21 protein-coding genes and 1 pseudogene are annotated in these 22656 nt (G+C 71.5%); 11 read left to right on the top strand and 11 right to left on the bottom strand.

Features of this window, described 5'->3' with window-relative positions:
• Positions 1-7: 7 nt before the first annotated feature.
• On the bottom strand, positions 8-685 hold the full coding sequence (locus ABD811_RS33865) for a macro domain-containing protein (RefSeq protein WP_344955921.1): 678 nt from the start codon (positions 683-685) through the stop codon (positions 8-10).
• Positions 686-993: 308 nt separating this feature from the next.
• On the opposite strand from ABD811_RS33865, the gene ABD811_RS33860 reads away from it, so the two are divergent.
• On the top strand, positions 994-2610 hold the full coding sequence (locus ABD811_RS33860; RefSeq protein WP_344955919.1) for an ADP-ribosyltransferase domain-containing protein: 1617 nt from the start codon (positions 994-996) through the stop codon (positions 2608-2610).
• Positions 2611-2632: 22 nt separating this feature from the next.
• Here the strand turns inward: ABD811_RS33860 and ABD811_RS33855 are convergent, their stop codons facing one another.
• A complete protein-coding gene (locus ABD811_RS33855; protein WP_344955918.1) occupies positions 2633-3622 on the bottom strand; it encodes a hypothetical protein in 990 nt (329 codons plus the stop codon).
• 286 nt (positions 3623-3908) lie between these two features.
• Between ABD811_RS33855 and ABD811_RS33850 the strand changes: the two genes are divergently transcribed.
• The 3 genes and pseudogenes from ABD811_RS33850 (at position 3909) to ABD811_RS33840 (ending at position 7042) form a co-directional block, all read left to right on the top strand.
• The gene (locus ABD811_RS33850) at positions 3909-6371 is read left to right on the top strand and encodes an NACHT domain-containing protein (protein ID WP_344955916.1); all 2463 of its coding nucleotides are present in this window, start codon (positions 3909-3911) and stop codon (positions 6369-6371) included.
• 2 nt (positions 6372-6373) lie between these two features.
• Positions 6374-6487: pseudogene (locus ABD811_RS33845) on the top strand (LuxR C-terminal-related transcriptional regulator); the annotation flags it as partial.
• Positions 6488-6577: 90 nt separating this feature from the next.
• Positions 6578-7042 (top strand): four-helix bundle copper-binding protein, encoded by a 465-nt coding sequence (locus tag ABD811_RS33840; protein WP_344955914.1) that lies wholly within the window; start codon positions 6578-6580, stop codon positions 7040-7042.
• An 85-nt stretch (positions 7043-7127) separates the two neighbouring features.
• Here ABD811_RS33840 and ABD811_RS33835 read toward each other — a convergent pair whose 3' ends face one another.
• From ABD811_RS33835 to ABD811_RS33800, 8 genes are all read right to left on the bottom strand, one after another.
• Positions 7128-7928, bottom strand: coding sequence for a nitrilase-related carbon-nitrogen hydrolase (locus tag ABD811_RS33835; protein WP_344955913.1), 801 nt, complete (start codon positions 7926-7928; stop codon positions 7128-7130).
• On the bottom strand, positions 7925-9037 hold the full coding sequence (locus ABD811_RS33830; protein WP_344955911.1) for an ester cyclase: 1113 nt from the start codon (positions 9035-9037) through the stop codon (positions 7925-7927). Before ABD811_RS33830 ends, ABD811_RS33835 begins: the two co-directional genes overlap by 4 nt.
• An 85-nt stretch (positions 9038-9122) precedes the next feature.
• Complete coding sequence (gene hisD / locus ABD811_RS33825) at positions 9123-10439, bottom strand: histidinol dehydrogenase (protein WP_344955910.1); 1317 nt, start codon at positions 10437-10439, stop codon at positions 9123-9125.
• Between the two features lie 47 nt (positions 10440-10486).
• A complete protein-coding gene (locus ABD811_RS33820; RefSeq protein WP_344955908.1) occupies positions 10487-11521 on the bottom strand; it encodes an ester cyclase in 1035 nt (344 codons plus the stop codon).
• A gap of 8 nt (positions 11522-11529) precedes the next feature.
• Positions 11530-12921: an ABC transporter substrate-binding protein gene (locus tag ABD811_RS33815; RefSeq protein WP_344955906.1), complete on the bottom strand. Its 1392-nt coding sequence runs from the start codon at positions 12919-12921 to the stop codon at positions 11530-11532.
• Positions 12918-13739 carry a carbohydrate ABC transporter permease gene (locus ABD811_RS33810; protein WP_344955905.1) on the bottom strand — a complete coding sequence of 274 codons (822 nt, stop codon included), beginning with the start codon at positions 13737-13739 and terminating at the stop codon, positions 12918-12920. The genes ABD811_RS33815 and ABD811_RS33810 overlap by 4 nt, the downstream gene beginning before the upstream one ends.
• Positions 13736-14701, bottom strand: coding sequence for a carbohydrate ABC transporter permease (locus ABD811_RS33805; RefSeq protein WP_344955903.1), 966 nt, complete (start codon positions 14699-14701; stop codon positions 13736-13738). Before ABD811_RS33805 ends, ABD811_RS33810 begins: the two co-directional genes overlap by 4 nt.
• 672 nt (positions 14702-15373) lie before the next feature.
• Positions 15374-16372: a LacI family DNA-binding transcriptional regulator gene (locus tag ABD811_RS33800; RefSeq protein ID WP_344955901.1), complete on the bottom strand. Its 999-nt coding sequence runs from the start codon at positions 16370-16372 to the stop codon at positions 15374-15376.
• A gap of 121 nt (positions 16373-16493) precedes the next feature.
• On the opposite strand from ABD811_RS33800, the gene ABD811_RS33795 reads away from it, so the two are divergent.
• The 5 genes from ABD811_RS33795 to ABD811_RS33775 are packed head-to-tail and all read left to right on the top strand — an operon-like array spanning position 16494 to position 21133.
• Positions 16494-17633: a cupin domain-containing protein gene (locus tag ABD811_RS33795; protein WP_344955900.1), complete on the top strand. Its 1140-nt coding sequence runs from the start codon at positions 16494-16496 to the stop codon at positions 17631-17633.
• Positions 17630-18301: an alpha/beta fold hydrolase gene (locus ABD811_RS33790; protein WP_344955898.1), complete on the top strand. Its 672-nt coding sequence runs from the start codon at positions 17630-17632 to the stop codon at positions 18299-18301. The genes ABD811_RS33795 and ABD811_RS33790 overlap by 4 nt, the downstream gene beginning before the upstream one ends.
• 20 nt (positions 18302-18321) lie before the next feature.
• Positions 18322-19632 carry a histidinol dehydrogenase gene (hisD, locus tag ABD811_RS33785; protein ID WP_344955897.1) on the top strand — a complete coding sequence of 437 codons (1311 nt, stop codon included), beginning with the start codon at positions 18322-18324 and terminating at the stop codon, positions 19630-19632.
• Positions 19629-20396 carry an SDR family NAD(P)-dependent oxidoreductase gene (locus tag ABD811_RS33780; protein ID WP_344955895.1) on the top strand — a complete coding sequence of 256 codons (768 nt, stop codon included), beginning with the start codon at positions 19629-19631 and terminating at the stop codon, positions 20394-20396. The genes hisD (ABD811_RS33785) and ABD811_RS33780 overlap by 4 nt, the downstream gene beginning before the upstream one ends.
• The gene (locus tag ABD811_RS33775; protein WP_344955894.1) at positions 20393-21133 is read left to right on the top strand and encodes an HpcH/HpaI aldolase family protein; all 741 of its coding nucleotides are present in this window, start codon (positions 20393-20395) and stop codon (positions 21131-21133) included. Before ABD811_RS33780 ends, ABD811_RS33775 begins: the two co-directional genes overlap by 4 nt.
• A gap of 266 nt (positions 21134-21399) precedes the next feature.
• On the opposite strand, the gene ABD811_RS33770 is transcribed toward ABD811_RS33775, so the two are convergent.
• Positions 21400-21816 carry a hypothetical protein gene (locus ABD811_RS33770; RefSeq protein ID WP_344955892.1) on the bottom strand — a complete coding sequence of 139 codons (417 nt, stop codon included), beginning with the start codon at positions 21814-21816 and terminating at the stop codon, positions 21400-21402.
• 135 nt (positions 21817-21951) lie between these two features.
• On the opposite strand from ABD811_RS33770, the gene ABD811_RS33765 reads away from it, so the two are divergent.
• Positions 21952-22323, top strand: a complete 372-nt coding sequence (locus tag ABD811_RS33765) for a Scr1 family TA system antitoxin-like transcriptional regulator (RefSeq protein ID WP_344955890.1) — start codon at positions 21952-21954, stop codon at positions 22321-22323.
• A 28-nt stretch (positions 22324-22351) separates the two neighbouring features.
• A complete protein-coding gene (locus tag ABD811_RS33760; RefSeq protein WP_344955889.1) occupies positions 22352-22558 on the top strand; it encodes a DUF397 domain-containing protein in 207 nt (68 codons plus the stop codon).
• The last annotated feature ends 98 nt before the right edge of the window (positions 22559-22656 follow it).

Below are 22656 nucleotides of genomic sequence, written 5' to 3'. Positions count from 1 at the left end.
CGCCGTGTCAGCGACGGGAGGCGGGACGCTTGGGCGGCTGGATGCGCACCCGCTGGTCCTCGGGGGCGTTCTCGATGTCGTCGAGTTGCGCGACGATCGTGCTGCGCAGCTCGTCGTAGTCAGTGAAGCGGTAGTCGTTGAACAGCGTGTAGCCCGCCCACATCAGGTTGGCGCACACCCGTGCCGGGACCCGGCCGGTCTGCGCGCCCATGCCGACCAGCGCCACCGACGTGATGCTGCCCGGAGCGTCCTGGTTCTGACGGTGGATCGCCTGGAAGGCCGCGGCGCACGCCAGCGCCACGTTCAGGGTCTCGCTGACGTTCTGCGACGACCGCTCCATCGTGGGCGTCGAGATCAGGAACCGGGGATTGGTCGCGCCGGACGGGACGCACACCGCACCGCCCACCGGAAGCCTGCCGTCGAACTCGTCGCGGATCGCCCGCTGCACGCGCAGCTGGATGCCCGCCCCGAGGTGCCTCTTGATGACCGCGTCGACGCCGCCGTCCATCCGGCCGCGGGAATTGGTCGGACTGACCCAGGCATCGACGTGCTCGTCGAGAATCGAGCCCTTACGGATCTCGATCCCAGGAGTGCCGGCAAACGCCGCCCGCCATGAATCCACCACTTTCGAGTTGATGTCGGTGAGCACCACCCTGAGCGGCGACGGCACGCGATTGACGGACATGAATCACTCCGATCCGGGGACGGACTTTCCACCGTTCACGACGCTACCGCGCCCCACCGACAAAACGACCGCCGGACGGAGATCCGTCCCCTGTCGTCACGATTGCGGACGCTCTGACCTGGTGTTAGCCTGCCGCCAGCCTTCCGCAGGCGAGGCCCTGAAAGCCGTCACCCGCGGCGGGAGAACCCACCATTCCAACGGACAGGACGGGTTCTCCACATCGCGTCCAGCGCCTTTCACGTGGAAATTCACCGCCTCGTCCGGTCACGCCCCGACACCAGCACGGTTCGACAATTCGGAGCCTTACGATGAGCGACACAGAAACCCCCGCGCAGCCCGACCCGAATGACCCGCTCGCCCTCGCCGAATTGTTCAGGGGCGGCGGCGAGCCATGGCTTCCGCTGCTGAAGCCGGTCATCGAGGCGCAACCGGACGCGGCCACGTTCGTCGGCCCGGGGCGCGGCCCGCAGATCGTGCCCGTCCGGGAACTGACCTTCCAGGCGCTCAAGCCCAACCCGCCGCACAAGTGGAAGGTCGTCGTCTTCGGCCAGAACCCCTACCCGCGGCCGGAGAGCGCCACCGGCATCGCGATGTTCGACAACACCTTCCACGACTGGAAGGACAGCCAGTTCGGCAGGGTCGTCAGCATCCGCTGCATCATCAAGGCCGCGGCGATGTGGAAGTACGGCATCCCCAAGAAGACCCCGATCGCCGACATCCGTGCGCTGCTGAAGGAGCGGGACACCGTCCAGCCGCCGGAGTGGTTCCAGGCGATGCTCACGCAGGGCGTGCTGCTGTTGAACTCGGCGCTCACCGCCAGCGGCGACGGGGCGATGGGGCCCGATCGGCACACCGCGTTCTGGCGTCCGGTCGTCGAGCGGATCATCGAGGAGATCCTCCGGGCCAAGCAGAACGCGGACGAGGACGACCGCGGCGTCGTGTTCGCGTGGTGGGGGGCGCACGCACGCAACCTGAAAAAGGTCGTCCTCCGGCTCCAGAAGAAGTACCCCGAGGTCGAGGTCCGGCACATCGACCACCCCAACCCGGCGGCGCAGGGCGACATCTTCTGCGAGGGCGACCATTTCGGAATGGTGAACGCGGCGCTCGCCTCCCTGGGCGCCGACGAGATCGACTGGCTGCCGAGCAGGGGCTGGCAGAAGCAGGCGGCGGAGTCCGGCGGGACGGACGCGGACACGGCCGACCGCATGAGCGCGTTCATCGCCTCCACCATGGAACTGCACCAGCTCTACCTCGAACGGCTCGCGAGCGTCAAAGACGAGGGGCTCGTCCTGCCCCCGATCACGGGCGTGTTCGACACCCCGCTCATGGACTTCCGTGACGCGGTGGCACCGGTCGCCAAGCTGCTGTCGGGTCTCGACCACCACGTCCAGTCGTCACACGAGTTCGGCAAACGCAAGGCCGACGCGGCGGCCGGGGGCCCGTCCGCCGACGAGATCGCCGCGCTCTACCTCTACACCTGCGAGTCCGCGTTCTACCGGCGGATCAACGCCACGCTGCGCGACCCGGACCGGAGCAAGGCCGTCCCGTACCTGCCGTACCTGCGGCTGCTGTTCTCGGCGGTGTCCCGGCTGCCCGCCCGCAGGGAGCCGCTGTGGCGGGGCGTGTCGCTGGACCTCCGCGCGCAGTACCCGCTCGGCCGGACCGTGACGTGGTGGGGCGTGTCCTCCTGCACGTCCAAGCTGGGCGTGGCTCGGGCGTTCCTCGGCGGCCGCGGCAAGCGGACGCTCTTCGAGATCACCCCCGCCCGGGCCGTGGGCATCCGCAGTTTCTCGGCGTTCACCGACGAGGAGGAATTCATCCTCCCGCCGGGCACGCGGCTCAAGGTGACGGAGACGAAGGCCGAGCGCGGCGGCCTGTGCACCGTGAAACTGACCGAACTGGAAGAGCAGCCCCTGGTGACGTGACCACTCGCGCCTTGTCTCCTGTTCAGTCGCGCCCCCGGACGGCCGTGTGGACGATTTCGGCGACGTTGTAGCCGAGGAGGCTCGCCACGTCGACCAGTCCGGGGGTGCTCAGGACCGAGTTGGCTTCACCGGCGTTGAGGCTGCGATGCCAGCGGGTGTCCTCCCTGGGCTTCTCGTCATTCCAGTACGCCCGCGCGTGGGCGACGAACTTCTCCGCCTCCGCGCGCCCGGGTCCGTCCAGGCGCTCGATGAACTTGTCGAGCTGGTCCTTGCCCACGTAGGGCACGAAGGAGCTCCAGTTCCCGCCGGTGTCGTGCAGCCTGGTGTTGTCCGGCTCGGCGTCCAGCGGCAGATGCAGGAAGGCGCTCAGGCGTTCCAGTGAGCGTTCCGGGTCCGCCATGTAGTCCTCGTAGCGCATCGTCAGGACCGGGAGCCCGAACGTGTTGACGGTGCGGAGGGCGTCGACGTAGGTGTCCCGCCAGATTTCGGCTCCCTGCCACAGCGGCTCGCCCGTCCGGTTGCGGTGGCTGATCGCGAAGGCGATCGGGTTCCGCACCGTGGCGATCACGTTCACCGGGGTGCGGTTCGCCGGGTCGGCGCTCCGCTGTTCGACGGCGCGCCGCAGCCATGCGACGTACTTGCTGCCGTCGATGATGACGGAGACGCCGAGCGACCGCGCGAACTGCCCGTGCATGCCGAGGATGTCGTCGTACGTCACGCGTTCCCGCAGCGCGTCGGTGAAGTGCCGGCACTGCCTGCCGAGCAGGGAGCAGGGGCCGCACTCCCGTCCGGAGGTCGGGTGGCTGAGGTCCGGGAACTGCGTGAAGTTGTTCAGCTCGCCGACGTAGTGGGCCTTCCTGATGCGGGTGGTCATGTCGCGCCCGATCAGCGTCGAGCCCGAGAACAGGGTGCCGACGACGAACACCGACGCCGGGGGCCGGTCCTGCGCCTTGGACAGCCTCAGCCGAATGTTCGTGAGCCTTCCAGGGGCCTCTTGTGTCTCAGCGTCCATTTTCACGTCCACGGGTCAGGAACCGAATGCCCTCGTACCCGGTGACGCCTGGACGGACGTGTCGCCGTGGTTTGAGGAGGTCGTCTCGCGCTCCCTCACCGGCCAGGGCGGAAGGGGCGAGATGACCGCGCCAGACATTGTGCCCGTTACCAGCGAGGACTGCAGCAGCGCTCCGGGGCGTACGGCACTCGACCCGGCGGCGGCGTCGGCCGCAGGAGCGTGACGAAAGGTAGTTGTCTGCTTGCCCAGCGTGCGGACGGGCCATGTGCGTTGACAGTATGTGATCGTGGCGGGCTACCGGTCGGGGTGGTGGCGGAGTCTGGGGGCCACGGCCCTGGGCGTGCTGATCCTGACGATCTCCATCGGTCTGGTCGTGGTGCTGCGCCGGAGCGGGCTGCAGACCGCGGCGAACTGGGCTCAGCTGGCGTCGATCCCCCTGGCGGTCGTCCCGCTCGTGCCCAGCGTGGTCGCCGGGTGGCGGCGAGCGGGTCGGGACGCGCGGACGTCCACTCCCGAGCAGCTCGATCGGGCCCGGGAGACCTTGGCCGGGCTGGTGTCGGAGCAGTGGCGTGAGGAGATCCGGGTCCGCCGGCTGGACGATCCGGCTCCGATGGCCGTGCGGTGGCGGCTGACCGAGCTGCCCGTGATGGATCATTCCGCGCACGTCGTCCGGGCTCGCAGGTTCCCGTTCGGCGCGGACCGGCCGCGGCTCGACGGCCGCAGCGACCGCGTCGCCGACCTGGTACGGGCGTACCGTGACCTGCCCCGCCGCCGCCTGGTGATCCTCGGGGAGCCGGGCATGGGCAAGACCACGCTCGCCGTCCTGCTGCTGCGCCGGCTGCTCCAGGAACGGCGGCCGGGAGAGCGGGTCCCCGTCATGGTGTCGCTGTCGGGCTGGGACCCCGGCGCCGTGTCGTTCGACGAGTGGCTCGCCGGCCGGCTCACCGAGACCTATCCGGCGTTGCGCGCGACCGCCTTCGGCCCGGACGCGCCCAGGGCCCTGGTGCGCGAACGCCGCGTCCTGCCGGTCCTCGACGGTCTGGACGAGCTGCCCGAACCATCGCGCCCGAAAGTGATCAGCGCGCTGAACGAGGCCCTGACCGAGGACGATCCGGTCATCCTCACCTGCCGCACCGCCGAGTACGAGGCCGCCGTGAACGCGCCGGGCGGCGACGTCCTCACCGCGGGGGCGGTCGTCGAGCCCCGCCCCCTGCGGCCGGCCGACATCGCCGCCTACGTGACCCACAGCCTGCCGCCGCGTCCTTGCGGCGCGTGGCCCGACCTGCTCGCCGCCCTCGCCGCGGGCGAGCGCACGCCGCTCACCCGGGCGCTCGCCACCCCGCTGGCCCTGTGGCTCCTGCGCAAGGTCTACGTCGACACGCGGACCGACCCGGCCCCGCTCCTGGACGCGTCGCGTTTCACCGGCCCCGGCGCGATCGTCGACCATCTGCTCGACGACCTCGTCGACGCCCTGGTCCCCGCGAACCGCGACGCACGGGACGAGGGCCGCCCGTCACGGCCGCGCCGCGCCCACCGGCCGGAGGACGTCCGCCGCTGGCTGTCGTACCTGGCGCTTCACCTGCGGGCGGCCGGCACCACCGACATCGCCTGGTGGCACCTGCCCGGGATGCTGCCGCGCCGCACCGTCGACAACCTCACCGCCCTCGCGGTCGGGCTGCCGGCCGGTGTCACCCTGGCACTGACGAACCTGGTCATCTTCGGGATCAGCGACAAGCTGGGCAACGCGCTCGCGTACGGGCCGGCCTTCGTGGTCATGCACCGGGTGTTCACCTGGCGACCGGCCCGCGCGACCGCCGGACGGCGGGACCAATGCCTGCGCAGGGCCGCGCAGTGGCTCGTCGGCGGCCTGCTCTTCGCGTTGACGTGCGGCTTCGGTGACGCGCTCACCGACGGGCTCCGCGACGGCCTCTCGGACGGGCTGACGATCGGCCTCGCCGACGGGCTCGGCGTGGGACTCGCGTACGGCCTGGCGACCGGCTTCTTCGGCGCCGGCGGGCCGGACGCCGAACCCGTCCACGCCGACTTCCGGCTTCGCGGCCGTGCCCGTTCCCTGCTCCGGCACGTCGCGATCTGGTTCGCCGGAGGGCTGCTGCTGGGACCGGCGGTCGGGCTCGTGGACGTGCTGGCGGGCGCGTTGGGGAACGAGGCGGTGTACGTGGTCACGGACGGCCTCACCGACCAGTCGCGCATGTACTACGCGCTGAGCATCACGTTCGGTCTCACGTTCGGGGTCGGGCTGGGAATCCGGAACTGGTCGCGCGTCCCCCAGGCCACCGGCCCGCCGCAGACCCCGCGCCAGTCACTTCGCCGCGATCTGCTGGTCGCGTGCCTGGAGGCCCACACCCTGGGGCTGGCGGTCGGTCTGGCCTTCGGGCTCGCGACGGGCATGGTGGCCGGCCCCGTGAACGGGGTCAGCTATGGGCTGCTGTTCGGCCTCACGTTCGCCCTCATGATCGGATTGAGGAGCTGCAGCGGCACGTACCTGGTGGCGCTGCTGTACCTGCGCTCGCGCCGGATGGCGCCGCTTCGCCTCATGCGGTTCCTGGAGGACGCCCACCGGCTCGGCCTGCTGCGTCAGACCGGAACCGTCCACCAGTTCCGGAACGCCAAGCTCCAGGACCGGCTCGCGGCCCACCACACGAGTGGCGCCGGCAGGCCCCCGGTCAGCCCCAGGCCCCGGCATGTCGCCCCTCATGGAGCACCGCGTCGGCGGGCTCGACGGGAGTGACACTGATCAGCCCGGCCACGGCCCGCACCCACGTCAGCCGCGCCATGGTCAAGCTCGGCGCCCGGGACCGCGCCCAGCTGGTGGTGTTCGCCTACCAGTCCGGCCTGGCCGGCTGACATCGGCGCGGGGGTGCGGTGGCCGGCCGCCGCGAACGTTTGCCGGGCGGCCGGAGGGTAGGGCAGCACACAGATAGCGAGGTGATACCCATGACGTACACAGCGCAGATGCTGGACACCTATCCGGCCGAGATCAACCTGGAGCACGACCGGCTGTCCCGTGTCATCGACGCGCTGACCAGCTGCGCGCAGGCCTGCACCGCCTGCGCCGACGCCTGTCTGTCGGAGCCCGCCGACGAACTGCCCAGGCTGGCCCGTTGCATCCGCGACAACCTCGACTGCGCCGACATCTGCACGGCCACCGCCGCCGTGCTGTCACGGCACACCGGTTACGACGCCCGGCTGACCAAGGCCCAGGTCGAAGCGGCCATTCAGGCCACCAAGACCTGCGGGGACTCCTGCGCCGAGCACAGCGAGCAGCACGAGCACTGCCGCCTGTGCGCCCAGTCCTGCCAGGAGACCGAGCAGGCCCTCAGGGACCTGGTGCCTCACCTCACGCCGAGCGGCGCGGGTGTGCAGCAGCCGCACCAGGCGGCGCCTCAGCAGGGCATCTGAACGGGAGCGTCCCGACCTCACGCCCCACGCACGCCGCGCCGATCGCGAAGTACCTGGGCGTGAGGTCGGACCATCCCGTCCGGCATCACCTGTGGAGGGTGGTGTAGAGGGACGGGCGGCGGTCGCGGAAGAGGTCGTTGCGGGGATTGAGGGCCTTGGACGCGGCGTGGTCCAGGTCGACGTCGGCGGTGGCGTGGGCGCCCTCGGCGAGCACCCAGCCGTCGGCGCCGACGATCGTGGTCCCGGCGGTCCACTCCTGGCCCCGTTCGGTGCCGGACCGGTCGCAGCAGGCGATGACCATCCGGTTGACGCGGGCCGCCGCCATCGCGATGACGACCTCGGGCGGCCGCTCCCCCTCGGGGCGGTCCACGAGCGGCCAGTTGACGGGCGCGGCGACCAGGTGGGCGCCCGCCAGCGCGAGCGTCCGCGTCATCTCGGGGAACTCCAGGTCGTAGCAGATCAGCACGCCGACCGGGCCGGCCGCGGTCGGGACCACCGGGGGCGGCCGGTCACCGGGCGTGAACAGGAGTTTCTCCCCGTCCCACAAGTGGGTCTTGCGGTAGACGACGCGGACGCCGCCGCGGTCGACGACGGCCGCGCTGTTGTACAGGCGGCCGTCCTCGCCGCGTTCGCAGAACCCCCCGACGACCACGGCCCGGCCGGCTGCCGACGCCCACTCCTCGAACAGCGGGTGGGAGGGCGTCACGGCGACCGCTGCGGCCTCCTCCCGCGACTCGAAGACGTATCCGGAGGTGGCCAGCTCGGGCAGGACGACGACGTCCGCGCCGCCCGCCGCCGCGGCGCCGATCGCGCTGGCCGTCAGCTCGCGGTTGGCGGGCAGGTCGCCGAGACGCGGCGCGAGCTGACGGCAGGCGACGCGGATCACCGGGCCGGCGGGTCGTCGCGCAGGAGCTGGGCCAGGACGTCGAACTCGTTGAACAGCGTCCACTCCTCCACTATCCGCCCAGCGGAGAAGTACAGCTGCGAAATGCCCCACAGATGGACGCGCCGGCCCGTCGGCCGCCCGTACATGCCGTAGCCGCGGTGCGTGCCGACCGCCGTCCACCGCACGGACGCCGCGTAGCCGTCGCGGTCGTTGCCCATCCAGTAGACCTCGTCGACCTGCATGCCCAGGTCGGGGAACGTGGCGAGCAGGTTACGGGCCATGCCGCGCACGTCGGCGCGGCCGTAGCCGGTGCGGTTGGTGGTTCCGTGCCACCGCACGTTCGGCGCGTACGCGCGGTCGATCGCGCTGAGGTCGCGCCGGTTGTAGGTGTCGTGGAACAGCGCCCGCACCGTGTGCTCCAGGTCGAAGCCGGCGCTCGGGTCGGCCGCCGGGTAGGGCTGGGGCTTGCGTCCGCCGACCAGCCGCTCGACCTCGGTGACGTTGCGGTTGGCGAACGGCACGGCGCCGCCCTCGTTGCCGAACGCCCGCGCCGCCTCGTACACGTCGATGCCGAGCTGTGCCAGCTTGGCGGCCGTGTTGTAGAGCACCCACTCCTCGTAGATCTCGTTCTCCCGGACGACGCAGTTGGCGATCACCCAGGTCTCCAGGCGGCGGCCGGTCGGCGGGCCCCAGCGCCACGGGCCGGTGTGGTGCCCGATGTTGATGGCGCGGTGCGAGGTGACGAACCCCTGGTCCTCGTCGCCCGCCCAGATCACGTCGTCGGCGTAGTGGCGGCAGTCGGGGAAGGCGTTGATGCTCTGGATCGTGCCGTTCACCAGACCTTCGACCCCGTACCGCAGCCCGCTGTCGTCGTACAGGCGGCACCCGGGGCTGTAGGTGTCGTAGATGTAGCCGACGTCCTGGTCCTCCCAGATGCGGTGGGTGATGCGGACGATGTAGTCGACGATGTCGGTGTAGGTGTCCTCGAAGCCCCGCATCGGCTGCCGGCGCGCGCCGTGCACCGGGCCGCCGGGCAGGTCCGCGCCGTTGCCGGGGCGGACGGCGATGGAAAAGTCGGACGGCATCGTCCGCTGGATCGGCGCGGACATGGCGATCGGCGCACCCGCCGGGCGGTCGGGCCCGGAATCCCGCTCTGTCTCCATATGTTCTCGGCCTTTCTCTGTTCGGTTCCGGTCAGCGGTGGCGGGCCAGGCGCAGCGTCGCCGTCGCGCCGTGCGCCGCCATGCCCTCGTACTCCGAGATCACCTCGACGGCCTCGGCCAGCAGCGGCGTCGCCTCCCGCGCGGCCCGCTGGTAGGTCAGCGGCTTGAGGAACCGCGAGACCGACAGCCCGGCGCTGTGCCGGGCGCCGCCCGCCGTGGGGAGCACGTGGTTGGTGCCCGCCATGCCCTTGTCGGAGTAGGCGACCGTGCTCCACGGCCCCAGGAACACCGAACCGTAGTTGTGCAGCGCGTTCAGGTAGTAATCATCGTCGGCGGTCTGGATCTCCAGGTGCTCGGGGGCCAGGTCGTCCATCAGCGCCACCGCGGTCTCCCGGTCGGCGGCCCAGGTCACCGAGCCGTGGTCGCGCCAGGCGGGACCGGCGATGTCGCGCGTCGCCAGGCCCGCCAGCTGCCGCTCGACCTCCTCGATCACCTTGACGCCCAGCGCCTCGGAGGTGGTGACCAGCGCGGCGGGCGACTCGGTGCCGTGTTCGGCCTGGCCGAGCAGGTCGGCGGCGACCAGCTCCGGGTCGGCGGTCTCGTCGGCCAGGACGGCGACCTCGGACGGCCCCGCGAGCAGGTCGATCGCGACGGTCCCGAACAGCTGCCGCTTCGCCTCGGCCACGTAGGCGTTGCCGGGCCCGACGAGCATGTCGACGGGACGCTCGCCGAGCAGGCCGAACGCCATCGCGGCGAGCGCCTGCACGCCGCCGAGCACGTACACCCGGTCGGCGCCGGACAGGTGCGCCGCGTACAGGACGGCGGGGTCGGCGCTCCCGTCGGGGCGCGGCGGGGTGCACGCCAGTACCGTCTCCACGCCCGCGACCTTGGCGACCCCGACGGTCATGCAGGCCCCCGCGAGCAGCGGGAAGCGGCCGGCCGGCAGGTAGGCGCCGACCCGCTGGACCGGGACGTACCGCTGCCCCGCGACCAGGCCGGGGGCGAGCTCGACCTCGAAGTCGGTCAGGCGGGCGCGCTGCTCGCGGGCGAACGCGCCGGTCCGCTCCACGCCGAGCTCCAGCGCCCGCCGCAGCTCCGGCGACAGCCCGTCACCCGCCCGCGCCAGGTCGGCGCCGGACACCTCCACGTCGGGACGCTCCCAGCCGTCCAGCTCGCGGGCGTACCGCAGGACGGCGTCCATGCCGCCGCGCTCGATGTCGGCCAGCATGCCCGAGACGCGCTCGGCGACGCCCGGGACGGTCTGCGCCGCGGGCGCGTCGGAGCCGGGCGCCTTCAGGATCCGGTAGGCGCCGTCCAGCTCGGCGAGACGGGCAGGGGTGAAACGCATGTCACAACCTCACACTCAGGGTCGGTACTTGCCGAGGGGGACGACCGTCAGGGGGACGGCTCGTCGCCGCGGGCGTGGGCGATCTGGGCGCGGATCGCGATCTCGTCGTAGATCCGCCATTCCCGGACGACCCGGCCGTCGCGGAAGAGGAACTGCGAGGCGCCCAGCACGTCCACGGGGGAGCCCGTCGGCCGGCCGTAGCGCGGGACGCCGTCGTAGATCCCGCGCAGGACCCACACCACGGCGACGCGGACACCGCCGTGCGGGGCGGAGTGGTTGGCGGCGACGTCGCGGACCTCGATCCGCGCGTCGGGGAACGGGGCGAGCAGGTCCAGCAGCGCCCGCTGGTAGCCCTCGGGGCGGATGACGTCGCGGTGCCCGGTCGTGTGGCAGGTGACGTCGCGGGCGGTCCACTCGGTGACGCGGTCGAGCCGCCGCCCGTTCCACACCTCCTCGACCAGCCCGAGGACGTGCTCGCACTCGCCCCGAAACGCCGCCCCGCCGTCCGGCCGCGGGCCCGAGTCACCGCACGTCAGCGGGGACTCCGGGGGTTCGCCGCGGACGACGCCGCCGGGGGCGAAGGCCAGGCCGCGGGCGACCTCGTCCGGGTCCAGGCCGAGGGCCCGCACGACCGCCAGTTCGTCCCGGACGACCCATTCCTCCTGCATGACGCCCCGCCGGTACAGGCAGGTCGCGATGGTCCGGGACGCGAACGACCGGTGCGTGGGCGGCCCGTAGTGCGACATCCCGGTGTGGGTGCCCGCGCTGAACACGCGGTGCGAGCTGACGAACGCGTCGTCGCCGCGCGCCTCCCACACCACGTCGTCGGCCTGCCCGACCCGGTCCGGAAACGCGTTGATCTTCTGCAGCGTCCCCGAGACCACCGGCTCCACGCCCCGGACCGTCCCGTAGGCGCCGTGCACGACGGCGTCGGGAGCGTAGTTGTCGCGGATCAGGCCGATGCCGCGGCGCACCCAGATCCGGTCGGTCCACTCGACGATGAACTCCTCCGGATCGCGGTACGGCGCGTAGGCCACCTCTTTCAGGGCCGCGTTCTCCAGGGCCGTCTCTTCCGGCTGCATGGCCGCGATCAGTTCCCTTCGCCGTCGTTGATCTGCCGGATGCGGTCGGCCGCCGCGGCCAGCTCGGTGCGCACGTCCGCGCCGTGCGCCATCTTGTTGATCGCGACCTCCAGGGCGTCCTGGATCTGCGGCCAGTCGATCGAGGTGGGGATGATGCGGCCGTTGCGCAGCGCCGCCTCCTGCAGCCTGGGCACTCCGCCGTTGGCCTTGTTGACCTGCTCGTCCAGCATGTTCGAGACGTGCACGGTGACGCCGGTGGCCTTCTTGGGGTCGGACTTGTCGAGCGCGACGGCGCGTTCGGTCCTGGGGTGGGTGAGCCACTTGATGTACTCCCAGGCCGCGCCCTGCTTCTCGGAACTGCGCAGCACGCCCATCAGCCAGGTCATCCCGTACGAGACGCGCGGCTTGCCCGGCCACCCCGGAAGCTGCGCGGGGGTGACGTTCTTCGCCACGTCCGGCTTGACCTTCAGCGGGTCGGTGAAGTCGTCGTACTGCCAGGTCCAGGTGAGGACGGTGTTGGCGTTGCCCTGCTCCATCGACTGCGTGGCGTCGGTCTCGGTCCAGTTGGCCGACTCCGGCGGGCTGTACCGCTTGCGGATCATGGAGATGTACTTCTCGGTGGCCTCGATGCCCTGGGGGCCGTCGAAGGCGACGCGGCCGTCCTTGTCGAACAGGTCGCCGCCGTTGCTCCACAGCATCGACAGCCACGTGAAGAGGTTCTGGCCGCTGCCGCGCCCGTACTGGCCCGCGAGCGGGTGCCGCGAGTCGTTCGCCTTCAGCTTCTCGAGCTGGGCGATGTACTCGTCCCACGTCTCCGGTGGCTTGAGGCCGAGCTCGGCGTACTCGTCCTTGCGGTAGTAGAGGGCGTAGGCGTAGCCCCGGAACGGGATGCCGTACGTGGTGCCCTTCGGGTCGCCGGCCGTGGCGGCCTCCTGGAACGGAGGCGGGAAGTCGTCGAGGGTCATCCCGGTCCGCTTCATCACGCCGTCGAGGGGCTGCACCCCGGCGCGGATCGACGCGCCGAACGCGTCCGTCCAGCCGACCAGGTCATAGGTGCCGGTGCCGAGCGCGCTCTCGGCCACGATCTTCTGCAGGAACGACTCGTAGGGGATGTTGGCCCACTCCACCTGGATCCCGGTGCGCGGGGTGAACTCCTTGGCGGTGCGCTCCCGCAGCCCCAGGAACTGCGCGGCGGTGTTGCAGCAGATCAGCAGCCTGATCTTCTGCCCGCCGTACGGCTTGCCGGTGAGCAGTCCCAGGTCGTCCACGGCGCCCGTCCGGACGACCTCGGTCAGGTCGCGGTCGGCCCGTGCCGAGCCGCAGCCGCCGGCGAGCAGCGCGCAGGCCAGGGCGAGGGCGACGGGCGGCGTCGCGCGCCGCCGCAGCAGGGCCAGCCTCATTTGATCGCTCCCATCGTCATGCCCTGGGCGAAGTGCTTGCGGACGAACAGCGACAGCACCAGCATCGGGACCATCACCATCAGCCCGGCGGCGGCCATCTGCCCCCATGCCACGCCCTCCGGGCGCACCAGCGTCATCAGCCCGACCGGCAGCGTCGTCGCCTTCTCCTTGGCCAGGAAGGTCGGGAACAGGAACTCGTTCCACGACAGCAGGAACGAGAACACCGCGCAGACGAAGATCCCGGGGGCCGCCAGCGGGGTCACCACCCGCCACAGCAGCCGGACCTGACCGCAGCCGTCCAGCCGCGCCGCCTCCTCGATCTCCAGCGGCAGCCCGTCCACGAACCCCTTGAGCAGCCAGGTGATGTACGGGACCACCAGCGAGAGGTTCACCACCACCAGGGCCGTCCGGGTGTCCAGCAGGCCCAGGTCGCGGAAGAGCGTCAGGAACGGCAGCGCGATCGCCACACCCGGAATGAACTGCGTGGCGACCATCGCCAGCAGCATCGACCGGTGCCCCGGGAAGCGGTGGCGGGAGAACGCGTAGGCCGCCAGCAGCGCCATCGGGATCGCGATCACCGTGGTCGCCACGCCGACGACCACACTGTTGAGGGTCGCCGCGACCAGATCGTTCTCACCGCCGATGATCCCGCGGAAGTTCTCCAGCGTGGGGGAGAACCACGGCGAGGGGGAGAACGCGTCCTTCTCGGGCCGGAACGCGGTGATCGCCAGCCAGGCGATCGGGAACAGGACGAAGAACAGGATCGCCAGCGTCGCCACCACGTGACACGCGCGGCCGAGGATGCGGCCGGCCTTCATTTCGCCTCCTGCCGGGCCATGAGGATCAGGTACAGCGCGGCGAGCACGCCCAGGGCCACGACGAGGATCCAGGAGATCGCCGAGGCGTAGCCGATGTCGAGGAAGGTGAACCCCTGCGCGTAGGCGTAGAAGTTGAGGGTCTCGGTGGCCCGCCCCGGCCCGCCGCCGGTGATCGTGACGACCTGGTCGAACAGCTTGAGCGAGAACACCGCCTTGAGGAAGATCACGATCAGCACCAGCGGCCGCAGCAGCGGCCAGGTCACGTACCGGAACCGCTGCCACGCCCCGCAGCCGTCCACCCGCGCCGCCTCGTGCACCTCCGGCGGGATCGAGCCGAGCCCGCCGAGCAGCATCAGCGCGATCAGCGGGGCCCAGCCCCACACCTCGGTCAGCACCACCACGATCTGCGCCCAGAACGGCGACCCGAGCCAGTCCACGTCAGCGGTGAACGGCAGCACCGCGCCGAGCATCTTGTCGTACACGCCGTGGTCGGGGTTGAGCATGAACCGCCACGAGAAGCCCTTCAGCGCCGGGGCCACCGCGAACGGCAGGATCAGCAGCGCCTTGGTGAGCCCGGTCAGCCGGCCGCGGCGGTTCAGGATCAGCGCGATCACCAGACCGAGCCCGACCGACAGCGTCACCGACAGCAGCGTGAACCAGGCCGTCACCCAGACGCTGTTGAAGAACGTGCCGTCGTGAAAGGCCCGGACGTACTGGTCGAAGCCGACGAACCGTCCGGGCGCGCGCGTCTCGTTCAGCCTCCAGTGCCGGAAGCTGGTCACCAGCGCCGAGACCAGCGGGTACACCGTGGTGAGCACAATCGCGATCAGCGCGGGCGCCAGATGCGCGTAGGGCACCGCCAGGTGGCGCAGGCGGCGCCGGCCTGGTCGCCGGGGTCCCTTGGCCGCGGCCCGCCGGTCCCTCGCGGGGCGCGTCGGGCGCTCGGCCGTGGCCGCGGTCATGGCGCGTTCCATCCGTTCGGCTTCACTGCGGTCTCCTTAGGGCGGGATCGCACGGGGGCTGAGGTGTCCGGCAGTGTATGCGTATTCATAACGGAGGATCAAGGCATCACCAGGGACTTTCTCCGCCATGACCACTGGCTCTACCCTGCTCATCACCGCCATAGCCGCTGGTCAGCCCGCCCGGACCGCCACCCTGCGAATATCCGTATGCATAACTGGCCGAACGACAAGCCAGACAAGTCGGACACGAACCGGAACCCGTATGCGCGCCGCCCCTTCCCTCCCAGAGCCGCGCACACCCAGGTCAGCCCCCAAGCCCACACCCACCCCCACCACCCAGCCCCCCAGAAGCGCCACCGAGCCAGCGCGACCGCCCTGGCGTGGACGAGGTGCCGTGGACGAGGCCGACGCGAAGGGGGCGCCAGCATGGACAAGGCAAGCGCGACTGTGGCGGGGTGCCCAGGGCCAACGTGGAGGACCGACGCGACGGTGAGCGCGTGACCGGGCTGACGTGAACGGGCCAACCCGAAGAGAACGGCGTGACGGCGTCAGCGCGGACGAGCCAAGCGCTCTCGAGGCGGCGCGACCGGACCCGGCGTGGACTCGACGGGCGTGACCCGGCGTGACAGCGCCGGCGCGGACTAGGCAAGCGCGCCCGAGACGGCGCGGCGGTCAGGAGGTGGGGGCGGGGGCGTGTGTGCGGCGGAGGATCAGTTCGGGGGTGTAGACGACGCGCTCCAGGTCGGCGTCGGGGGCGTCGATGCGGGCCACCAGGAGGCGGGCGGCGGCGCGGGCCATGCCGTGCAGGTCGTGGCGGACGGTGGTGAGCTCGAACGCGGTCCAGGACGCCATCGGGATGTCGTCGAAGCCGATCACGGTCAGCTCGTCCGGGACGCGGACGCCGGCCTGCAGCGCCGCGTCCAGGGCGCCCAGGGCGATCACGTCGTTGCCGCAGAAGACGGCGGTGGGGCGCGGGTCGATGGCCAGCAGCTCCGCCAGGGCGTCGCGGCCTGTGGAGTACTCGAACGGGCCGCGGCGCACCCGCTCCTCCGGCAGCCCGATCCCGACCTCGGCGAGCGCCAGCCGGAAGCCGTACTCGCGGTCGCGTCCCGTGCTGGTGTCGTCCGGGCCGAAGATCCCGGCGATCCGGGTGTGACCGAGCCGTGCCAGCTCCCGGGCCACCAGTCCGGCGCCCTGCCGGTTGTCGACCACGGCGGCGTCGGCGGGCGTCCCGCTCTCCCGGTTGAGGTAGACGAACGGCAGCCGGCGCCGGTGCAACTCGGCGGGCAGGCCGGAGTCGAGGGTCGGGGTGGTGAGCACCACGCCGTCGATCGAGCGGTCCAGCAGCCGTTCGGAGGCGATCACCTCGTCGGACCGCTCGGCGAACAGCATCATCCGGTAGCCCAGGCGCTCCAGCTCGTCGTGCAGGGGGGCGACCAGATGCGGATAGAACGGGTTGGTCAGGTCGGTGACCAGGACCCCGACGCGCTTGGTCGAGCGGGTGGACAGGCTGCGCCCGGCCTCGCTCGGGACGTAGTTCAGCGCCTCCGCGGCCTCTTTCACCTTGCGGCGCGTCTCGGCGGAGATCCGCGGGTCGCCCCGCAGCGCCCGCGACACGGTGGGCTGGGAGACGCCCGCCAGGCGGGCGACGTCACGGCTGGTGATGCCCACCGGCTGCCTCCACGGGTTGAGCGGTACTGACCGAAAGCATACGTCTTTCATCGCCTCGGCCAGGCGGAGAACGACGCCCTCGTTGACAAGCCGACGCGGCACTGCCGTATCGTGCATACGTATGAACGCAATAACGACGGTCCGGGTGGACCAGGCCGAGCTGGCCCGGCGCACCATCCGGCGAAGCGACTTCGTCTCCTGCGACCAGGCGTTCATCGACTGCCGGACGCCCGGATCGGACCGCAAGGAGAACTACGCGATGATCGGCCCGGGGGTCAGCCAGAGCCCCGGCCAGGTGATCAACCTCCGCGAGCCGCACGGCTTCAACGTCGGCGCCGCCGCCATGCCCCACGGCGTGACCAACAGCATGCACCTGCACTTCACCGCCGAGGTGTTCCTGTGCTTCCGGGGCGAGTTCCTGGTGCGCTGGGGCACCGACGGGGTCGACGGGGAGCTGCTGCTGCGCGAGGGGGACATCGCCTCCATCCCCACCTGGATCTTCCGCGGCTTCACCAACGTGGGCCCCGACGACGGCTGGCTGTTCACCACGCTCGGCGAGGACGACACCGGCGGCATCATCTGGGCGCCCTCGGTGCTGCGGGAGGCCGAGAAGCACGGCCTGTACCTGACGGCGTCGGGCGAACTGGTCGACACGGTCGCGGGCGACCCGCTCCCGGACGAGGCGCAACTGGTCCGGCCGATCACGCCGGAGCAGATCGCCGGGTTGCGCACCTACACCGCCGAGGAGATGCGCCGGCGCGTGGCCACCCCCGATGACCTGGTGTGGAGTGAGACGCCGTTCCTGGACGCCCGGCTGCCGGGCGGCGGCGCGCGGCTGGCCGCGGTGGTGGGCCATGGGATCACCGAGGACCGGTTCCAGGAACCGGTGATCGGCAATCCGCACGGCCACTCGATCGCGTGGCTGCGCGCGCTGCCCGGGCAGGGCGTGTCGCGGCACCGCCACGACCGGTCGCAGGTGCTGATCGTCAAGGACGGCGAGTGGGAGGTCACGCTGAACGGCCCCGGCGAGGAGCTGTCGGTGCGGCTCGGTCCGTGGGACATGCTGTCGGTCCCCGAGGGGGCGTGGCGCACCGTCCGCAACGCCGGTGACGCCGAGGCGTCCATGGTCGTGGTGACCGGCGGCGAGGGCCGCGTGCGCCTGGAGTGGGACGAGGACGTCGTCAAGCGGGCCGCCGACGCGGGCGTCGCGCTCGACCACGGCGGCTACCTGGCCCCCTCCGCGCTGGTGCCGCGGCGGTGACGGCGACCGTCCTGGTGCCCGGGATGCTCTGCGACGCGGACCTGTGGTCCGGGGTGGAGCTGCCGGACGCCGTGCACGCCGAGATCACCGCGCCGACCATCACCGGTATGGCCGAGCAGGTGCTCGCCGCGGTGGACGGGCCGTTCACGCTGGTCGGGCTGAGCCTCGGCGCGATCGTCGGGTTCGAGGTGGTGCGCCTGGCGCCCGAGCGCGTCACGGCGTTGTGCGCGATCTCCACCAACGCGGCCGCGCCGACCCCGGAGCAGCGCGCCGGCTGGCGGTCCATGGACGAACGCACGGCGAGCGGCGGTTTCGAGGCGGTCGTCCGCGACGACATCCTGCCGACGATGTTCGCCGAGCCCGGCCACGACGACAGGTTCCTGGGGATGGCCCGCCGCGTCGGCCCGGACACCTTCCGCGCGCAGCTGGCGGCGCAGGCGACCCGCACCGACGCGTTCGGCGTGCTCGCGTCCGCGTCGTGCCGGGTGCTGACGGTCTGCGGCAGCGGCGACGCGCTGTGCCCGGTCGGGTTCCACCGCCGGATCGCCGAGGCCGTGCCGGACGGGCGGGGACGGCTCCGCATCCTTCCGGGGGCCGGCCACCTGCTGCCGATCGAACGCCCGCGCGTCCTGGCGGGCCTGCTGAACGAGTGGCTGAACGAACACTGACGACGAAGGAGAGCGACCCCGTGCCCCAGATCCTGAAGAAGCCCGTCCCCAAGGAACGCGTCGCCCACGACCTCGGACAGGTCCGCGAGCGCGTCGAAGCGATCATCGCCGACGTGCGCGAACGCGGGGACGCCGCCGTCCGCGAGTACTCCGAACGCTTCGACGGCTGGTCGCCGGAGTCGTTCCGGCTCGCGCCCGAGGAGGTCGAACGGATCGTCGCGGGCGTCCCGGCCCAGGTGATCGAGGACATCCGGTTCGTGCAGGAGCAGGTGCGCGGGTTCGCGCAGCTGCAGCGCGACTCGCTGACCGACTTCGAGGCCGAGACGCTGCCGGGCGTGCGGCTCGGACAGCGGCACATCCCCGTCGCCGCGGCCGGAGCGTACGTGCCGGGCGGCCGTTACCCGCTGACCGCGTCAGCGCACATGACGATCGTCACCGCCAAGGTCGCCGGCGTGCCGCGGGTGACCGCGTGCACGCCGCCGATCCGCGGCGAGGTCCCGGCCGCGACGGTCACCGCGATGCACCTGGCCGGGGCGGACGAGATCTACCTGCTCGGCGGCGTGCAGGCGGTGGCGGCACTGGCGGTCGGCACCGAGACGATCGGCCGCGTCAACATGATCGCCGGGCCCGGCAACGCCTACGTCGCCGAGGCCAAGCGGCAGCTGTTCGGGGAGGTCGGCATCGACCTGTTCGCCGGGCCCACCGAGATCCTGGTGATCGCCGACGAGACCGCCGATCCGTTCACCGTGGCGGTCGACCTGCTGTCGCAGGCCGAGCACGGCCCCGACTCCCCCGCGATCCTGGTCACCACCTCCGCCGATCTCGGCCGGGAGGTCATCGCGCACGTCGAGCGGCTGCTGCCCGGCATGCCGACCCGCGACTTCGCCGAGCCCGCCTGGCGCGACCACGGCGAAGTGGTCGTCGTGGACTCGGTCGAGGAGGCGTTCGCGGTCGCCGACGGCTACGCCGCCGAGCACGTCGAGGTGCTCACCGCCGAGCCCCGCCGGGCGCTGGAGTCGATGCGCGACTACGGCGCGCTGTTCCTCGGCGAGGGCACCTGCGTGTCGTACGGCGACAAGGTCATCGGCACCAACCACGTCCTGCCGACGCGCGGCGCGGCCCGGTACACCGGCGGGCTGTGGGTCGGCAAGTACCTCAAGACCGTCACCTACCAGGAGGTCACCGACCCGGCGGCGAGCGCCCGGCTCGGCGAGGTCTGCGGCCGCGCCTCGCGGGTCGAGCTGTTCGAGGGGCACGCCCGCTCCGGCGACGTCCGCGCCGCCCGCTTCGGCGACGCGTCCCTCCCCTGGCGCGACGAGGCGTACGCGTGAACAGCAACCGGATCGCCGGGCGCACCGCACTGGTGACCGGCGGCGGCAACGGCCTCGGGCTCGCCATGGCCCGGGCCCTGGCGGACGCCGGCGCCCGGGTGATCGCGGTGGGCCGGGACCGGGCCAAGACGGAGGCGGCCGTGGCCAGGCTCTCCACGCCGGGCCGGGCCGCCGCCTGCGACGTCTCCGACCCGAGCAGCGTCGCGGCCCTCGCCGCCGAGCTGGCCGACGAGGAGATCTCCGTCCTTGTCAACAACGCCGGCGTACCGGGGCCCGTCAAACCGCTGACCGAGATCGAACCCGCCGAATGGGACGCGGTCTTCGACGTCAACGTCCGCGGCGTCTACCTCATGTGCCGGGCGTTCCTGCCGCCCATGGTGGAGCGCGGCGCGGGCGACGTGGTCAACGTCGCGTCGGTCAGCGGCAAGCGTCCGCTCACCGCGCGCACCCCGTACTGCGCGTCCAAGATGGCGGTGATCGGGCTGACGACCACGCTGGCCGCCGAGGTCGGCCCGGCGGGCGTGAACGTCAACTCCCTGTCCCCCGGCCCGGTCGCGGGCCCGCGGATGGAGCGCAACTTCCGGCTGGAGGCCGAACGCACCGGCACGTCCTACGAGGAGGCCGAGCGGGCGTTCGTCTCCCGCTCGGCGCTGGGCCGCATGGTCACCGAGGAGGAGGTCGCGGCGGCGCTGCTGGCGATGCTGTCGATGCCGGGCCTGTGCGCGGCCGACATCGACCTGTCCGCGGGAATGGTGGCGCGGTGAGGCAACGGGTGCGCGATGGGGAGACCCTGGTCGGCGGCCTGCTGCGCATGCCCGGCGAGTTCCTCGTCGAGCTCGCCGGGGTCGCCGGGCTGGACTACGTCGTCATCGACTGCGAGCACGGCCCGGCCGACCTGGTCGCCCTGCAGCACCATCTGACCGCGGCGCAGGCGCACGGCCTGCCCGTGCTGGTCAGGGTTGGGCGGGACGATCCGGGCCTGGTCCTGCGCGTGCTCGACCTCGGCGCGGCAGGCATCATCGTCCCGCACGTGGACACCCCCGAGGACGCCCGCCGCGCCGTCGCCGCCGCGCACTACCCGCCGCTCGGCGAACGGGGCTTCGCCACCTACAGCAGGGCAGGCCGGTTCGGAGCGGCGAGCATCCCCGACCACCTGCGGGACATTGCGGACCGCACGCTCGTCGTGGTCATGGCCGAGACACCCGAGGCCTGCGCCAACGCCCCGGCCATCCTCGCCGTCGAGGGCGTCGACGCGATCATGATCGGCCCCGCCGACCTGTCGGTCGCGATGGGCCTGACCGGCGGCGCCGCCGAGCCCGCCGTCCAGGAAGCCACCGCCCGCGTCCGCTCCGCCGCCGAGGCGTCCGGCACCCCGATGATGACGATCGTCAACTCACCACCCCAGGCCGCCGAGGCCCCACCGGGCCTGATCGTCTACAACCTGGCCCACGTCCTACTAACAACCTTCCGCACCCTCACCGAACCCCGCCCCACCCCCTAACCCCCGGCCCGCGCGTCGCCGCCGACGCGCGGGCCGGTGCTCATTGCGTCCGCGCACTAGCCAAGGCACGCCCCTCCACCTGCCCGCCGACCCGCGCGTCACCCGCGACGTGCCGTCCTCGGAGCTGAGCGCCTCCCGGACGAACCGGCGCACCTCCCGCACGTTCACCCCCGCAGTGCCGGCCAGGTGGCCGGTCATCACGCGGCCCCACACGATCACCACCGCACCGCCGCGATCTGGTGAGCGGCCCGCATCGTGGCGGGAGGTCACGGGAGCAGCGTCTTCCGAACGATGCGGGCCGCGATGACACCATCCCGCATGGCCGCGATGAAGCGCGTACCACCGTCCGGGCCTGGAGTCACGAACCACCATTCGTCGTCGGCGTACGCGAGACCAACCCGGATGCGCTTCGACCGAACCCCCTGCCGCAGGTTGCGCACGCGGTACACGTCCAACACCGGGTAACCCTGGTCTTCCGTGATCGTGCACATGAGTCTCACGTCTGTGATCAAAAGCGCGTGCATCACTTCCAGCGCTTCCATGCGCTCACCGTGAACGGGCTTGATGAGTTCCAGCCGGGGCGAGTAATCCCCGGGCCTGTCGGACGTTTCCTCCACGGCCGGGAGGCCGATGACTCTTCCGCCAGAGTCCGGACGGGTGCGGTGGCGGGCGTGCAGCCCCATTAGCGATCACTCCTCGCCACGGTGGGACCTAGGATCGTTCATGGGCCGGAGGCTCCTTCCGGTCAAGGGCCTGGATCGGCGGCGCAATCGCTGTGTCCGGGCCCGCTTTTTGTGCCGTGCGGACCAGACCAGCGCATGAACGACTACGTTGGAACTGATGACCTGCTGTCTGTGTCCAAGAGCAGCAAGGTCAGCAGGGTCAACGCGGGCAAAGCGGGTGAAGCTATGACCTTCGGCGAGAGGTTGCGCGAGCTCATGGCTGATCGCGGCGTCGGCATTCGTGAACTCGCGCGTGAAGTGCCGTGCGATTCCGGTCACCTGTCGCGAGTCGCGAACGGCCGCAAGCCACCGTCGGAACAGTTGGCCGAACGGCTCTACTTGGAGAAGCCACACGAGATCGAGCGATATACGCTGGCATTCGACCACTTGCGCGCGGCGGCCCTGCGCCCCAGCGACTCCCAGGCGCTCATCGCCCGCGTAGCCGACGAGATGTCGCGAACCACGTGACAATGGAAGGCAGGAGGTGCGGGAGAACATGCGATCCCCGGACGCTTCCCGCGCCACGTGGCGCAAGAGCTCCAGAAGCAACGGCGCCGGTGGTGACTGCGTCGAGGTCGCCAACCTCGTGGCCAACATCGGAGTGCGCGACAGCAAGGCCCCCGACTCAGGTCATCTCATCTTCAGTCCGCAGGTATGGGCCGCATTCGTGACCCAAGCGCGAGCCGGACGACACGACCTGTAGCCGGATAGCGCACACCTCGATCAGGGAAGCTCAGCAGCGGCGACAAAGCGCCGCGTGGAGACGCCTCCCTGCTCACACCAAGCAAACGGCGTCAGCGC

Source organism: Actinomadura miaoliensis, from assembly GCF_039536785.1.
Classification (GTDB): Bacteria; Actinomycetota; Actinomycetes; order Streptosporangiales; family Streptosporangiaceae; genus Spirillospora; species Spirillospora miaoliensis.
This window is presented reverse-complemented; position numbering and strand designations above follow the sequence as displayed.

Coding starts and splice junctions, on each gene's coding strand:
- ABD811_RS33820 (WP_344955908.1), bottom strand. CDS start 11,521: ATGCAGCCGGAAGAGACGGCCCTGGAGAACGCGGCCCTGAAAGAGGTG.
- ABD811_RS33795 (WP_344955900.1), top strand. CDS start 16,494: ATGAACGCAATAACGACGGTCCGGGTGGACCAGGCCGAGCTGGCCCGG.
- ABD811_RS33765 (WP_344955890.1), top strand. CDS start 21,952: ATGAACGACTACGTTGGAACTGATGACCTGCTGTCTGTGTCCAAGAGC.
- ABD811_RS33810 (WP_344955905.1), bottom strand. CDS start 13,739: ATGAAGGCCGGCCGCATCCTCGGCCGCGCGTGTCACGTGGTGGCGACG.
- ABD811_RS33830 (WP_344955911.1), bottom strand. CDS start 9,037: ATGTCCGCGCCGATCCAGCGGACGATGCCGTCCGACTTTTCCATCGCC.
- ABD811_RS33860 (WP_344955919.1), top strand. CDS start 994: ATGAGCGACACAGAAACCCCCGCGCAGCCCGACCCGAATGACCCGCTC.
- ABD811_RS33840 (WP_344955914.1), top strand. CDS start 6,578: ATGACGTACACAGCGCAGATGCTGGACACCTATCCGGCCGAGATCAAC.
- ABD811_RS33805 (WP_344955903.1), bottom strand. CDS start 14,701: ATGACCGCGGCCACGGCCGAGCGCCCGACGCGCCCCGCGAGGGACCGG.
- ABD811_RS33815 (WP_344955906.1), bottom strand. CDS start 12,921: ATGAGGCTGGCCCTGCTGCGGCGGCGCGCGACGCCGCCCGTCGCCCTC.
- hisD (WP_344955910.1), bottom strand. CDS start 10,439: ATGCGTTTCACCCCTGCCCGTCTCGCCGAGCTGGACGGCGCCTACCGG.
- ABD811_RS33770 (WP_344955892.1), bottom strand. CDS start 21,816: ATGGGGCTGCACGCCCGCCACCGCACCCGTCCGGACTCTGGCGGAAGA.
- ABD811_RS33760 (WP_344955889.1), top strand. CDS start 22,352: ATGCGATCCCCGGACGCTTCCCGCGCCACGTGGCGCAAGAGCTCCAGA.
- ABD811_RS33855 (WP_344955918.1), bottom strand. CDS start 3,622: ATGGACGCTGAGACACAAGAGGCCCCTGGAAGGCTCACGAACATTCGG.
- ABD811_RS33865 (WP_344955921.1), bottom strand. CDS start 685: ATGTCCGTCAATCGCGTGCCGTCGCCGCTCAGGGTGGTGCTCACCGAC.